8 protein-coding genes are annotated in these 14,189 nt (G+C 71.6%); 6 read left to right on the top strand and 2 right to left on the bottom strand.

From position 1 onward, the window contains the following. The first annotated feature begins 363 nt into the window (after positions 1 to 363). Positions 364 to 1,263, top strand: a complete 900-nt coding sequence (locus tag PV350_RS05840; protein WP_499509005.1) for a universal stress protein — start codon at positions 364 to 366, stop codon at positions 1,261 to 1,263. A 15-nt stretch (positions 1,264 to 1,278) separates the two neighbouring features. Here PV350_RS05840 and PV350_RS05835 read toward each other — a convergent pair whose 3' ends face one another. Next, positions 1,279 to 2,070, bottom strand: coding sequence for an SAM-dependent methyltransferase (locus PV350_RS05835; RefSeq protein WP_500333066.1), 792 nt, complete (start codon positions 2,068 to 2,070; stop codon positions 1,279 to 1,281). 641 nt (positions 2,071 to 2,711) lie between these two features. Between PV350_RS05835 and PV350_RS05830 the strand changes: the two genes are divergently transcribed. Together PV350_RS05830 and PV350_RS05825 are read left to right on the top strand one after the other, a co-directional pair. Further along, entirely contained in the window at positions 2,712 to 6,287 is a 3,576-nt protein-coding gene (locus PV350_RS05830) for a S8 family serine peptidase (protein ID WP_500333065.1), read from the top strand. A gap of 460 nt (positions 6,288 to 6,747) precedes the next feature. Continuing rightward, entirely contained in the window at positions 6,748 to 10,185 is a 3,438-nt protein-coding gene (locus PV350_RS05825) for a CARDB domain-containing protein (RefSeq protein ID WP_500333064.1), read from the top strand. A gap of 91 nt (positions 10,186 to 10,276) precedes the next feature. Here the strand turns inward: PV350_RS05825 and PV350_RS05820 are convergent, their stop codons facing one another. Next, positions 10,277 to 11,731, bottom strand: coding sequence for an MFS transporter (locus tag PV350_RS05820; RefSeq protein ID WP_499509009.1), 1,455 nt, complete (start codon positions 11,729 to 11,731; stop codon positions 10,277 to 10,279). A 169-nt stretch (positions 11,732 to 11,900) separates the two neighbouring features. Here PV350_RS05820 and PV350_RS05815 point away from each other — a divergent pair, with 169 nt between their 5' ends. From PV350_RS05815 to PV350_RS05805, 3 genes are all read left to right on the top strand, one after another. After that, positions 11,901 to 12,341, top strand: coding sequence for a MarR family winged helix-turn-helix transcriptional regulator (locus PV350_RS05815; RefSeq protein WP_499509010.1), 441 nt, complete (start codon positions 11,901 to 11,903; stop codon positions 12,339 to 12,341). Positions 12,342 to 12,507: 166 nt separating this feature from the next. After that, positions 12,508 to 13,260 carry an SDR family NAD(P)-dependent oxidoreductase gene (locus PV350_RS05810; RefSeq protein ID WP_499509011.1) on the top strand — a complete coding sequence of 251 codons (753 nt, stop codon included), beginning with the start codon at positions 12,508 to 12,510 and terminating at the stop codon, positions 13,258 to 13,260. A gap of 192 nt (positions 13,261 to 13,452) precedes the next feature. Continuing rightward, positions 13,453 to 14,151, top strand: a complete 699-nt coding sequence (locus PV350_RS05805; protein WP_499509012.1) for an SDR family oxidoreductase — start codon at positions 13,453 to 13,455, stop codon at positions 14,149 to 14,151. Positions 14,152 to 14,189 lie beyond the last annotated feature (38 nt).

The raw sequence follows: 14,189 nt of genomic DNA, 5'->3' as shown, positions 1-14,189 counted from the left end.
GAGCTCGGCTCCCCGGGCCCTGACGGACGCGCGGCACGGCACCCTGGGCGTCAGCACCGCCCCGATCGTCCCGTTACGTCATCGGCGGGCCCCGCCTCCTGCATCGTCGACGCCCTTCGACGCAGGCCCGCGGCGACCTGGTGAAGGTCTTCGGCCGGAACGACAACAAGTTGGGCCTACTGCAACCGACTGCCGACCTTACCTAATGCGTCGCCACCCGCCCGTGACCCACGGCCTCGCACTGTGGGCCGACCGGTCCCCCGCGGGGACCAGTGGCCCATACCACCGGCTGGGCATCGCGGGGACGGTAGGAGCACAGGCCCAGCAGCAACCTCGTCCCTTTTGCGGCAAGGAGGTCACGTCATGGTGCGTTGTGTCATCGCAGGTGTGGACGGCTCCCCCGAGAGCCTGGCGGCCGCCGACTGGGCGGCCAGGGAGGCGGAAATGCGCGACCTGCCGCTGCGGCTGCTCCACGCCTGGGAGTGGCAGCCCTACGCCAACGCACCCCTGACCGGGCCGGTCGCCATGCGCTCCTGGGCCGCAGGCGTTCCCAGGGACGCGGCCCGGGCCCTGCGGGAGCGGTATCCGCCGCTGGAGGTCATCTCCGAGGAGTCCGCCGGGCAGCCGGTGGCGGTCCTCGCGGCCGCCGCCGGTGAATCCGAGGTGCTCGCGCTCGGTTCCCGCGGCCTGCACGGCATCACTGGCTTCCTCGTCGGCTCTGTGGCGCTCGCGGTCATCGCCACGGTGCGCCGCCCCGTCGTCCTGGTCAGGGCCGCCAAGACGGTGGAGGAGGAGCACCTTCCGGATGCCGACGGAGTGGCATCGGCCGACACCCCGTACCGGGACGTCGTCCTCGGACTCGACCTGGACCGGCCCCACGACGACCTGCTCGCCTTCGCCTTCGACGCCGCCGCCCGCCGGGCCGCGCCCCTGCGGGTCATCCACGGTTGGACCCTGCCGCCCAACATCCACGGCTCGGGCGTCGTGCTGCCCGACCTGATCAAGGCCTCGGCAGCCGAACGCGACACCGCGCTGACCGAGGCCCTACGTCCCTGGCAGTCGAAGTACCCGGAAATGGACGTCCACGCCCACCAGGTCATCGGCCGGCCCGCCGACCACTTGGTGGACGCCTCCGGCCAAGCCTGCCTGGTCGTGGTCGGTCGCCGCATCCGCCGGTCCACGGTCGGCAGCCACATCGGCCCGGTCACCCACGCCGTCCTGCACCACAGCGCCGCGCCCGTGGCCGTCGTCGCCCACCCCTGACCCCGCGCTCGGACGTCACCGGACCCGCGCTACCCCCGCGTAGATCCCGCTGTCCTCGGGGGACGGCGCCGGGGAGGTCCTGAACCACTCCGGGGCCGTCACCAGGCCGGGGGCGACGAGGTCCAGGCCGTCGAAGAAGCGGGCGACTTCCGGGCGCGTACGGAAGCCGAGGCGGATGCCGCCCTTGGCGTACTCGGCGGTGACCTGTTCGGCGAGCTCCGGGAAGAGATCGGACGCGGCGTGGGACAGGACGAGGTAACTGCCCGGCGGCAGCGCGGCCAGCAGGGGGCGCACGATGCCGTGGGCGTCCTGCTCGTCGGGGACGAAGTGCAGCAGGGCGATGAGCGAGAGCGCGACGGGGCGTGTGAAGTCCAGGACGCCCCGCGCGTGCTCGACGATCTCCTCCGGCCGCCGGACGTCGGCCTCGAGGAAGTCCGTGACGCCCTCGGGGCGGCCCGCCAGCAGCGCCTGCGCGTGGTGCAGCACGAGGGGGTCGTTGTCCGTGTAGACGACCTTCGCCGCCGGTACCACGCGCTGGACGATCTGGTGCAGGTTGGGTTCGGTGGGGATGCCCGAGCCGATGTCGAGGAACTGGTCGACGCCCTGCGCGGCGAGCCAGGCGGCGGCCCGTTGCATGAACTGCCGGTTCTGCCGGGCCGCGTCACGCGCCTCTGGCGGCAGCTTCTCGCCGACGGCCTCGTCGACGGGGTAGTTGTCCTTGCCGCCCAGCAGCCAGTCGTACACGCGCGCCGGGTGGGCCCTGCTGGTGTCGATCCGCGGTGAGTGGGGGGTGGTGCCGGTCGTCATGACGGACTCCATCGCGGGAGGGGGGTCGGTCGTGCTGTCGATCGCGGCAGTCTCGCACACCATGTCCCAGGCCAGCATGGGGAGTTGGCTGAGGTCGCGGCCGCATCCCCACGGCTTTGGTGTCACAAATGGCGACATCTTCGGGCGCTCCCGAATTCACGGCAAAACGGTGGGAGCATTCACTCCCGCCTTCGAAACTTTCGGGGAAAGCGGGGCCCCGACCGCACCGCCGGTCAAATTCTTTTGTTTCCGGTCGGTAAATTTCGCGGACCCTCCCCAGGGCTCTTAACCCGCAGGTCACCGGGGCCTCCTGAGGGCACCTCACCCGGCCGCCACGACCAGGTCCAGCCGAGCCGAAAAGAGAGAACGCTACATTCCGATAGCCTCAGGTTCAAGCTCTTTACACGCCCTCTTCAGTGGTGATCGAATTCGTGCAATCATCCACGCTGGAGGGCAATGTGAGACCCCCTTCTACCCGAAGATATGCGGCGGCCGTGGCTGCTGCCGTTGTCGTCGCTCTCGTCACCCCTGGAGCGGCGAACAGCGTTCCTCCCTCCCCGTCGGCCACGGCGACACCCGCAACCGCCGAGGCACAACGCACGCCCGCACGCGTCACGTTGGTCACCGGTGACAAGGTGACGGTGACTCAGGGTCCGAAGGGCACCGCGCCCGCGGTGGAGGTCGAGCGCGCGCCGGGGGCCACGGGCTCGGTGCGCGTCGCCACCGAGGGCGGGGACACCTACGTGTTCCCCGACGAGGCGGTGGCGTACATCGCGAAGGGGCTGCTCGACAAGCAACTCTTCAACGTCACACGGCTGATGGCCCAGGGTTACGACGACGCGCACCTCAGCGCGCTCCCCCTGATCGTCACCCGCACCGAGGGCTCCGCCACCCTCACGTCCCGCTCCTCGGCGCTGCCGGGGGCCGAGACCACGCGCAGCCTTCCCTCGGTCCGCGGCGAGGCGGTCCGCACCCGGCGGTCGAAGGCGGCGGCTTTCTGGTCGGCCCTCACCGGCACCGCGCGGGCAGACGCCGAGAAGGCGGCGGCACCGCGGTTCGCCGCCGGCGTCGACAAGGTGTGGCTCGACGGCAAGGCGAAGGCGACGCTCGCCGACACCACGGCGCAGGTCGGGGCACCCGCCGCCTGGGCCGCGGGTGGCACGGGGGCCGGGGTGCGGGTGGCCGTCCTCGACACCGGGGTGGACGCCACCCATCCGGACCTGGTGGACCGCGTCGTGGCGTCCCGCAGCTTCGTCCCGGACGGGAACGTCGTCGACCGGAACGGGCACGGCACCCACACGGCGTCCACCGTCGCCGGGACGGGCGCCGCCTCCGGCGGCAAGGAGCAGGGGGTCGCCCCCGGCGCCGACCTGCTGGTGGGCAAGGTCCTGGACGACAGCGGATCCGGGACCATTTCGGGGATCATCGCCGGTATGGAGTGGGCGGCGCGGACCGAGCACGCCAAGGTGGTCAGCATGAGCCTGGGCGTCAGCGGCTGGCACACCCAGGACGATCCGCTGAGCCAGGCGGTCAACCGGCTGAGCGCCGAGACGGGTGCGCTGTTCGTCATCGCCGCGGGCAACGACGGGCCCGGTGCCTACAGCGTGGCAGCGCCGGGGACGGCGGACGCCGCGCTCACCGTCGGCGCGGTGGACGCGTCCGACCACGTCGCCGAGTTCTCCAGCGCGGGACCCCGGATGAACGACGACGCCATCAAGCCCGACATGACCGCTCCCGGCGTGGACGTGCTGGCGGCGCGCTCGCAGTACATGGAGTGGGGCGAGGGCTTCTACCGGGTCGACAGCGGCACGTCCATGGCCACGCCCCATGTGGCCGGGGCGGCCGTCCTCCTGGCGCAGAAGCACCCGCGGTGGACGGGCCGGCAGATCAAGGACGCCCTGATGGGCACCAGCGTGCCGACCCCCGACTACAGCCCCTACCGGGCGGGCACCGGCCGGCTGAACGTGGCCGCCGCCTACAACCAGGACCAGGTCATCGCGACCGGGTCGGTCGACGCGGGGCTGGTGCGGTGGTCGCCCGGTGCGCAGCGGCAGCCGGTCAAGCGGCAGATCACCTACACCAACACCACCGACCGCCCGATCACCTTGCAGCTCTCCGTCGACCGCGGCGACTCCCCCGCACAGGTGTTCGCGTTGTCCGGCGGCCGGGTCACGGTGCCGGCGAACGGCACCGCCACCGCCGAGGTCGTGGTGGATCCGAAGGGCCTCGCGGCGGGTCAGTACGCCGCCCGGGTCACGGCACGCCACGCGGGCGGTGAAGTCCACACGGCGGTCGGGGTCTCCGTGGAGTCCGAGAAGTACGACCTCACCATCCGCCTGAAGGACCGCTCCGGCCGGCCCGCGAGCGGTGAGGTCGAGATCAGGAGCGCCGACGGCGGCTCCACCTACCTGTGGGTTCCCGACGGGTCGCTGACCAGCCGCTGGGCGCCCGGTTCCTACATGGTCGCGTCGCTGGCGGACGTGCAGGGACTCCACGGGCCCCACTCCCTCGGGCTCGCGGTACTGACGGCCCCCGAGATCGAGCTCACCGGCGACCGTTCCGTGGTGCTCGACGCCTCCCGGGCCCGCCAGGTCAAGGTGGCGACACCGCAGCCGACCAGCGTGGTGAGCAGCAGGATCGACCTGTACCGCTCCTTCACCTCCGGCACTCCGACCCCCGGCGACGGGAGCGCCCTGCGCGAGCGGATCTGGCCCTCGGCGACGTACGACAGCCTGTGGGCGCTGCCGACCAAGGACAAGGTGCGCAAGGGCAGCTTCGTCTTCACCACCAGGATCCGCGCCGAGCAGCGGCCCCTGGAGATCACCTACCGGGGCCACCACCTCGACGACCCCCTCGTGCAGCCCGGTTCCCGGCCGCTGCGGGACGGCACCTCGCGCCTGGACGCCGTCTTCGCCGGCACCGGAACGCGGGCCGAGTACGCCGGCGTGTCCGCCCGCGGCCGGGCCGTGGTGGTCCGCGACAGCGACGCCGTGGCCCCCGCCGATCAGGCCGCGGCGGCGCGCGCCGCCGGTGCGGCACTGCTCCTGGTGGTCAACGACCGTGAGGGCCGCGGCAGCGACTGGTACGGCGACCCCGACAAGGTGACGACCGGGCAGCTCCCGGTCGCCTCGCTGTCCCTGGACGAAGGGGAGGCGCTGATCAAGGAGGCCACCGCCGCGGGCAGGAAGGGCGTGCGGCTGGCGGTCGAGGCGCATCCCGCGCCGAAGTACCTGTACGACCTGGTCGACCAGCACCTCGGAGGGATTCCGGCGGATCCCTCCGCCAGGACGGACGCCCGCAGCCTCGCGCGCGTCGACGTCGACTTCACCCCGCCTCCCGGACGGCAGGTCACCGAGTCGCGGCTGGACTTCCCGTCGTACGACTATCCGCCGTACAACGGGTTCTCGCCCAACGCGCTCCCCGCCGAGGCGGTCGCCCCCGGGCGTCGCACCGACTGGGTCACCGCCGGCGTCACGTGGCAGCAGAACGCGGCGCTGGACGGCTGGGGCAGCTCGTCGACGGACCTGGTGACCTACCGGGCGGGCAGTGTGCAGGGGGACCGCTGGTTCGGGCCGATCACCCGGCCCCGCATGGTCACCTCCGACCTCCCCTACCGGGGCGAGAACGCGATGAGCGCCTACATCCAGGGGTTCGGCGACGCGGGTTCGGCGCACAGCGGCGGGTCGCGCATGTACCAGGCGATCTCCTTCTACCAGGGCGACCGGCAACTGTCCCACATGGAGGGCTTCCCCTGGTTCGGCGTCGGTGACCTGGCGCCGGAGAAGCTCCCGTACCGGCTGGTCGTCGACACCAAGGGCGACACCGGGCTCAGCCCCTACTCCACCGCCACCCACACCGAGTGGCGCTTCAGCTCGGGCGCCCCGGAGGGTGTGCAGGCCGTCCCGTTGGTGCAGTTGGACTACGGCACGGCACTGGACGCCGAGGGCCGGGCGCAGCGCAGGACGGAACTCTCCGTCACTCCGGTGGTGCTCGGCAGCTCGGCCGCCGGGGACGCGGTCTCCGCGGTCCGGCTCGAGGTCTCCTACGACGACGGGACGACCTGGCTGCGGCAGGGGCTCAAACAGAAGAAGGGCACCTGGCAGGCGGCTCTGAACGCACCGCACCGGGCCGGCTACGTGTCGATCCGCGTCACCGCCGAGCAGCGCAACGGCGGCGGAGTCACCCAGACCGTCACCCGGGCCTTCGGCCTGAAGTGACACCGTGAGGGGCCGGTGCCCGGCACGACATCGTGCCGGGCACCGGCCCTTTCGCGCGCCCGAAGCCAGCGATCTTGCGTAGAGCACTCAATAAATTGCGTTCCCTCCGAGTGTGCGCCACGCCGACGCCGGCTCATCCGGCGACCGTCCGGAGGGCCTACCAGGGTCTATGCCGTCATGACCGATAGACCCACCCGCGCAAGTGCTCCGCAAGTGACGCAAGCACGGCTCGGGCTCAACTACCCCTGAATTACAAGCTGTTGACAAATCCGAGACGTACGAGAAACCTAATGACGCAGTTTCCGCAAGAAGTTGACTGGCTGACTCAATTGGCGTGCATGGCCGGCTCTCACGTCGGGACGGTCCCCTTCGGTCCCCGCTTCCCCTGCTTCTGCTGCTTCTTCTGGTTCCTCCTCGCCCGGCTGCCGCGCTCCCCGCCCCCCACCGAATAGAGGACCCCATGCATTGGAGACCCCTCGGCCGACGGTCGCTGTCCGCCGCCGCCCTGGCCGGGCTCATGACGGTCGGGCTGTTACCGATCTCCGCCACCGCCCAGGCAGCCCCCACGGCCTCGGACGCTGCCGCTGCCGCTGCCGACGTCAACCTCGCCCTCGGCCGCCCTGCCACCGCCGGCGGTTCCCTCGGCGCATACCCGGCCGGGAACACCACCGACGGCGCCCAGGCCTCCTACTGGGAGGGCCCGGCCGGCTCCTTCCCCCAGTGGGTGCAGGTCGACCTCGGCGCCACCCGTGCCGTCGACCGGATCGTGCTCAAACTGCCGTCCGGCTGGGAGACCCGGACGCAGACGCTCTCCCTGCAGAGCAGCACCGACGGATCCTCGTTCACCACGCTCTCCGCCTCCGCCGGCCGGGTGTTCAACCCGGCCCAGGCCAACACCGTCGCCGTGGACCTGAGCTCGCCCGTCAACGGCCGGTACGTCCGCGTCAACGTCACCGGCAACACCGGCTGGAACGCCGCGCAGCTGTCCGAGCTGGAGGTGTACGGAGACGACGGCGGCAGCACCGACCCGCCGCCCACCGGCACCAACCTGGCGCGCAACAAGCCGGTCGAGGCCACGTCGTCGACGCAGACCTACGTCGCCGCCAACGCCACCGACGACTCCACCTCCACCTACTGGGAGGCGGCCGGCCACCCGGCTGACCTCACCGTGAAGCTGGGCTCCGCAGCGGACGTCACCGCCGTGGTGGTCAAGCTCAACCCGGACCCGGTGTGGGGCGCCAGGACCCAGGGCATCCAGGTGCTGGGCCGCGGGGCGTCCGACACCGGCTTCACCTCACTGCGCGACCGCGCGGACTACGCCTTCAGCCCGGGAACGGGCAACGCGGTGACCATCCCGGTCAGCGGCCGCTGGGCCGACGTGCGCCTGCGGTTCTCCTCCAACACCGGCGCGCCCGGCGGGCAGGTCGCCGAGTTCCAGGTCGTCGGCACCGCGGCACCCGCGCCCGACCTCACCGTCACGGGCCTCACCTGGTCACCGGCCGCCCCGTCGGAGCGGGACCCGGTCACCGTGAACGCCGGGGTGCGCAACGCCGGCACCGCGCGCTCGGCCGCGACGACCGTGGACGTCAACGTGGAGGGCACGGTCGCCGGCAGCGCCGACGTGCCCGCCCTCGACCCGGGTGCGTCCGCCACCGTCGCCGTCTCCACCGGCACCCGCGCGGCCGGGAGCTACGCCGTCTCCGCGGTGGTCGACCCGCGCAACACGGTCGCCGAGCTGGACGACACCAACAACAGCCGGAACGCCGCGGACCGGCTGGTCGTCAGCCAGGCCCCCGGCCCCGACCTCGAGGTGACCTCGATCGCCACGAACCCGGCGAATCCGGCCGTGGGCGCGTCCGTCTCCTTCACCGTCGCCGTGCACAACCGCGGCATCACCGCCGCCGCGGCAGGTTCGGTGACCCGGCTCCAGGCCGGCACCACCACGCTCAACGGAACGACCGGTCAGGTCGCGGCCGGTGCCACGGTCACCGTGGCGATCAGCGGGACCTGGACGGCGACCGCCGGCGGGGCCACGCTCACCGCCACCGCGGACGCCACCGGAGGCGTCACCGAGACCAACGAGAACAACAACGTGCTCGCCAAGTCCCTCGTCGTCGGACGCGGCGCCGCCCTGCCGTACACCGAGTACGAGGCCGAGGACGGCCGCTACCAGGGCACCCTGCTCACCGCCGACGCCAAGCGGACCTTCGGGCACACGAACTTCGCCACCGAGTCCTCGGGCCGCAAGTCCGTCCGCCTCGACTCGGGCGGCCAGTACGTCGAGTTCACCTCCACCACGTCCACCAACTCCATCGTGGTGCGCAACTCCATCCCCGACTCCTCCGCCGGCGGCGGAGCCGACGCCACCATCAGCCTGTACGCCGACGGCACGTTCGTGCAGAAGCTGAACCTGTCCTCCAAGCACAGCTGGCTCTACGGCAGCACCGACGACCCGGAGGGGCTGACCAACCGGCCGGGCGGCGACGCGCGGCGGCTGTTCGACGAGGCGCACGCGCTGCTGTCGGGCACGTACCCGCAGGGCACCACGTTCCGTCTGCAGCGTGACGCGGGCGACTCGGCGGCCTACTACGTCATCGACCTGATCGACCTGGAGCAGGTGGCTCCCCCGCTGAGCAAGCCGGCCAACTGCACCTCGATCACCGAGTACGGGGCCGTCCCCGGCGACGGGCTCGACGACACCGACGCCATCCAGCGGGCGGTCACCGCCGACCAGAACGGCCAGATCCCCTGCGTGTGGATCCCGGCCGGGCAGTGGCGGCAGGAGCAGAAGATCCTCACCGACGACCCGCTCAACCGCGGCCAGTACAACCAGGTGGGCATCAAGGACGTCACCATCCGCGGCGCGGGCATGTGGCACTCCCAGCTCTACACCCTGACCCCGCCGCAGAACGCCGGGGGCATCAACCACCCGCACGAGGGCAACTTCGGCTTCGACATCGACGGCAACACCCAGATCTCCGACATCGCCATCTTCGGCTCGGGCACCATCCGCGGCGGCGACGGCAACGCCGAGGGCGGCGTCGGCCTCAACGGGCGCTTCGGCAAGGACACGAAGATCACCAACGTGTGGATCGAGCACGCCAACGTCGGCGTCTGGGTCGGCCGTGACTACTCCAACATCCCCGAGCTGTGGGGCCCCGGCGACGGGCTGGAGTTCACCGGCGTCCGGATCCGCGACACCTACGCCGACGGCATCAACTTCGCCAACGGCACCCGCAACTCCACCGTCTACAACTCCTCGTTCCGCAACACCGGCGACGACGCGCTGGCGGTGTGGGCCAGCAAGTACGTCAAGGACACCTCCGTCGACGTCGGCCACGACAACCACTTCCGCAACAACACCATCCAGCTGCCCTGGCGGGCCAACGGCATCGCGGTCTACGGCGGCTACGGCAACACCATCGAGAACAACATCGTCTCCGACACGATGAACTACCCGGGCATCATGCTCGCCACCGACCACGACCCGATCCCCTTCTCCGGTCAGACCACCATCTCGGGCAACGCCCTGTACCGGACGGGCGGCGCGTTCTGGGGCGAGGCGCAGGAGTTCGGCGCCATCACGCTCTTCGCCCAGGGCACGGACATCCCGGGCGTGACCATCCGGGACACCGAGATCCACGACTCGACCTACGACGGCATCCAGTTCAAGACGGGCGGCGGCTCCATGCCCGGCGTCAAGGTCACCGACGTCCGCATCGACAACTCCGTGGGCGGCTCCGGCATCCTCGCGATGAGCGGCGCCCGCGGCAGTGCCACCCTGACCAACGTCACGATCACGAACTCGGCCCAGGGCAGCGTACTGATCGAGCCCGGTTCCCAGTTCACCATCACCGGATCGCCGAACGGCGCGTCCGCGGCACGCAGGTCCGTCTGAAACCGGCGGGGTCCCCGGCTCACCGCGAGCCGGGGACCCCGCACCGCCGCACCGCCGCACCGCACGCCCTGCGGTGCGGCGGTGCGGCGGTTCAGCCGTCCAGCGCCGCCTTGCGGAGCTCGGGGGCCGGCGCGGCCTCTGCGTCGCCCGACGCGGCGCGGGCGGCCGGGATGGCCATGGCGACGAGCGCGGCGACCAGCGCGATGCCGCAGCCGATCACCAGCCCGGTGCGGAAGCCGTTCTCGGAGGTGAAGGTGTAGCCGCCCACGGTCGTGGTCATCTGGGAGAGGACGACACCGATCACGGCGGCGCCCACCGAGGTGCCGAGCGAACGCATCAGGGCGTTGAAGCCGTTGGCGGCGGCCGTCTCCGACAGCGGGACCGAACCCATGATCAGGGCGGGCATCGATCCGTACGCGAGTCCCACGCCGCTGTTGACGACCATGACCGCCAGCATCAGACCCCAGGCGGAGCCCGTCAGCACCAGCGACAGGCCGTACCCGGCGGCGAGGACCAGGGCGCCGCACATCAGGGTGAACTTGGGGCCGCGGGCATTGGTCAGCTTGCCGCCCAGGGGAGAGACGATCATCATCATGATGCCGCCCGGCAGGAGCCACAGACCCGCCGCGAGCATGGACTGGCCGAGGCCGTAGCCGGTCGCCTTCGGGAACTGCAGCAGCTGCGGGACGACCAGCATCCCGGCGTACATGCCGAAGCCCACGAAGACCGAGGCCAGGTTGGTGATCAGCACCCGGGGCCGGGCCGTGGTCCGCAGGTCGACCAGCGGGTCGCGGGTGCGCAGTTCCCACCAGCCCCAGCCGGCCAGCACGACGACGGCGGCACCGAACAGGCCGAGCGTGGTCGCCGAACCCCAGCCCCAGTCGGCTCCCTTGGAGACGGCGAGCAGCAGGCAGACCAGTCCGACGCCGAGGCCGAGCGCGCCGGGCACGTCGAAACGCTGGCCCTTGGCACCGGCGGGAACCTCGGGGATGAAGAACCAGATCAGCACCGCGACGACGGCGGCCAGGCCCGCGGAGCCCCAGAAGAGCACGCGCCAGTCGGCGTACTGGGCGATCGCGGCGGCGATCGGCAGGCCCAGGCCGCCGCCGATGCCCATGGAGGCGCTGACCAGGGCGATGGAGGAGCTGAGCTTCTCCGCGGGGACCACGTCACGGAGCAGGGCGATGCCGAGCGGCACCATGCCCATGCCCATGCCCTGCAGACCCCGTCCGACGATCATCGGCGTGACGGAGGACGACAGGGCGCACACCACCGAGCCCGCCACGAGCGGCACCGAGCAGACGACCAGCATGCGCCGTTTGCCCACCAGGTCGCCGAGGCGCCCGAAGACGGGCACGCACACGGCCGCCACCAGAAGGGTGGCGGTGATCACCCAGGCGGCGTTCGAGGACGAGGTGTGCAGGATCTGGGGCAGCTCCGTCAGCAGCGGGGTGACGAGCGTCTGCATGATCGCGGCGGTGATGCCGGCGAGGGCCAGCGTGGCGACCACGCCCCCTGCACGGGCGGTGGGTTGTGGGGCGTTCATGACGGCACTCCTCGCCTGACGGTCCTGCATTCGGGATCGATCGATGTGCATCGTACATAGGAAGTGCATCGCGCACATGATGTGGCTGGTGCACGCGCTGTGCGAGGATGACAGCGGGCGCCGCACACGCACCCCGGCGGCCCGGCGGACGGCAGGAGGCGGAAGACGTATGGGCAGGTCCACCCACGAGGTCGAGTACGAGCAGATGCTCCTCAGCCGCCACGAACTGCTGCGCCACCGGTCCGGCGCCCTGGACCGCAGCGCCTACATCCTCCTCAGCCGCATCCGGGTCCAGGGGCCCATGTCGATCGGCGAGCTGAGCGAGGCCTTCGCGCTCGACGCCTCGACCCTCAACCGGCAGACCGCCGCGGCGATGCGCGCCGGGCTCGTGGAACGCATCCCCGACCCGGAGGGCGGAATGGCGCGCAAGTTCCGCATCACCCCCCAGGGCGCCCGCATGCTGGACGAGGAGCGCGACGCCATCATCGGCGGCCTGGACAAGGTCATGGCCGACTGGCCGGACCAGGACATCGCCGCCTTCGCCTCCTACCTCAGGCGCTTCAACACCGACATCGAACGCCTCGCCGGACGGCCCTGGCCCCGCCCCTGAACCGCCTGGCGCCCGGCCGGCGGTCCGCCAACCCACCTCACCGGCACGATATTTGACGGGTCAAGCACTCCTCGATTTACTTGACGCAGCAATCATTTCTGCGACCGGTCCGGCTCGCCCGCGCCGCCACCCGCGGAAGTACCCGTCATTCCTTGGAGGTTGTGCAATGGGACGTCTACCGGGCCGCGCCGCACTCGTCACCGGTTCGACGAGCGGCATCGGCCGTGCGGTCGCGGAAGCCCTGGCACGCGAGGGTGCCACCGTCGTGGTCACCGGGCGCAGCGCGGAGCGCGGTGCCGGGGTCGTCGAAGCGATCACGGCGCAGGGCGGCCGCGCGCACTTCGTCCAGGCCGATCTGGCGGTGGGCGGTACGGAGGTCCGGCGGCTGGCGCAGGAGGCGTCGACGGCCGCGGGCGGGCCGATCGACATCCTGGTGAACAACGCCGCCTACCTGGTCCCGCCGCAGTCGATGACGGAGGCGACCGAGGAGCAGATCGACGAGGCGCTGGCGGTCAACGTCAAGGTCCCGTTCCTGCTCGCGGCCGCGCTGGTGCCCGCCATGGTGGAGCGCGGCTCCGGATCGGTGATCAACGTGGGGTCGATCAACGGCGTCGTCGGCATGGACTTCGCCGCGCTCTACGGGGCCACCAAGGCCGGTCTGCACTCGCTGACGAAGTCCTGGGCGGTCGAGCTGGCCTCCAAGGGGGTGCGGGTCAACACCGTCGCCCCCGGCCCCACCGTCACCGAGGCCAACGAGGTCTACCGCACCCTGCTGGAGAAGCTCGCCCGGAACTACCCCGCCAAGCGGCCGGGCACCGCCCAGGAGGTAGCCGCCGCGGTGGTCTTCCTCGCCGGCGACGACGCCGCGCACATCCACGGCGCCACCCTCCCGATCGACGGCGGCGCCCTCGCCCTCTGAGGCGGACACACAGGCCCCGCCCCGGCCCCACCTGCGGTTTCGCGGGTGGGGCCGTGTCGTCGCCACCGCCGGCGACATCTGACTTTCATTGTTAAATCCAGATGCTAGCCTGGAACGGCGGGCCCCGAAGGGCCACGTGCTCGAGCTGTGTCCGGTGCCCTGCCGAGAGGGCGTGCCGCAAAGGAAAGCCGTATGGACATCAAGGGATCCGTCGCCCTGGTGACGGGAGCCAACCGAGGGATCGGGCGCGCGTTCGCCCGGGCGCTCCTGGAGCAGGGCGCGGCCAAGGTCTACGCCGGCGTCCGCGACCCGAAGAGCGTGACCGATCCGGACCTCGTCCCGCTGCGGCTGGACGTGACGGACGAGGCGCAGATAGCCGCGGCCGCCGAGGCGGCGGGCGACGTCTCCGTCCTGGTCAACAACGCCGGCATCGGCGGCGCGACCACCGGGCTGCTGTCGGGCGGCCTCGACGGCGCGCGGCAGGCGATGGAGGTCAACTACTTCGGCACGTGGGCGGTGTCCCGGGCCTTCGCCCCGGTGCTGGCCCGCAACGGCGGCGGGGCGCTGGTGAACATGCTGTCGCTGGCCTCCTGGGTCGGGCAGCCGCAGTTCCCCGGTTACGCCGCGTCCAAGGCCGCGCAGTGGTCGCTGACGGACGCCCTGCGCAAGGGCCTGCACGACCAGGGCACCCTGGTCGTGGGTGTGCACTGCGGATTCGTGGACACCGACCTGAGCGCATGGACGGACGCGCCGAAGATCAGCGCCGCCAGCGTGGCGGAACTGACCATGGAGGCCCTGACGCACGACCGGTTCGAGGTCCTCGCCGACGAGCAGACGCGAAGCGTCAAGGCCGCCCTGTCCCAGCCCCCGGCCGTGGGGCCCGCAGCCTGATCCGGCCGGCCCCGGTCCCGCCGCGCGGCGGGACCGGG

This window comes from Streptomyces sp. PA03-6a (assembly GCF_033792765.1).
In the GTDB taxonomy this organism is placed as follows: domain Bacteria; phylum Actinomycetota; class Actinomycetes; order Streptomycetales; family Streptomycetaceae; genus Actinacidiphila.
This window is presented reverse-complemented; position numbering and strand designations above follow the sequence as displayed.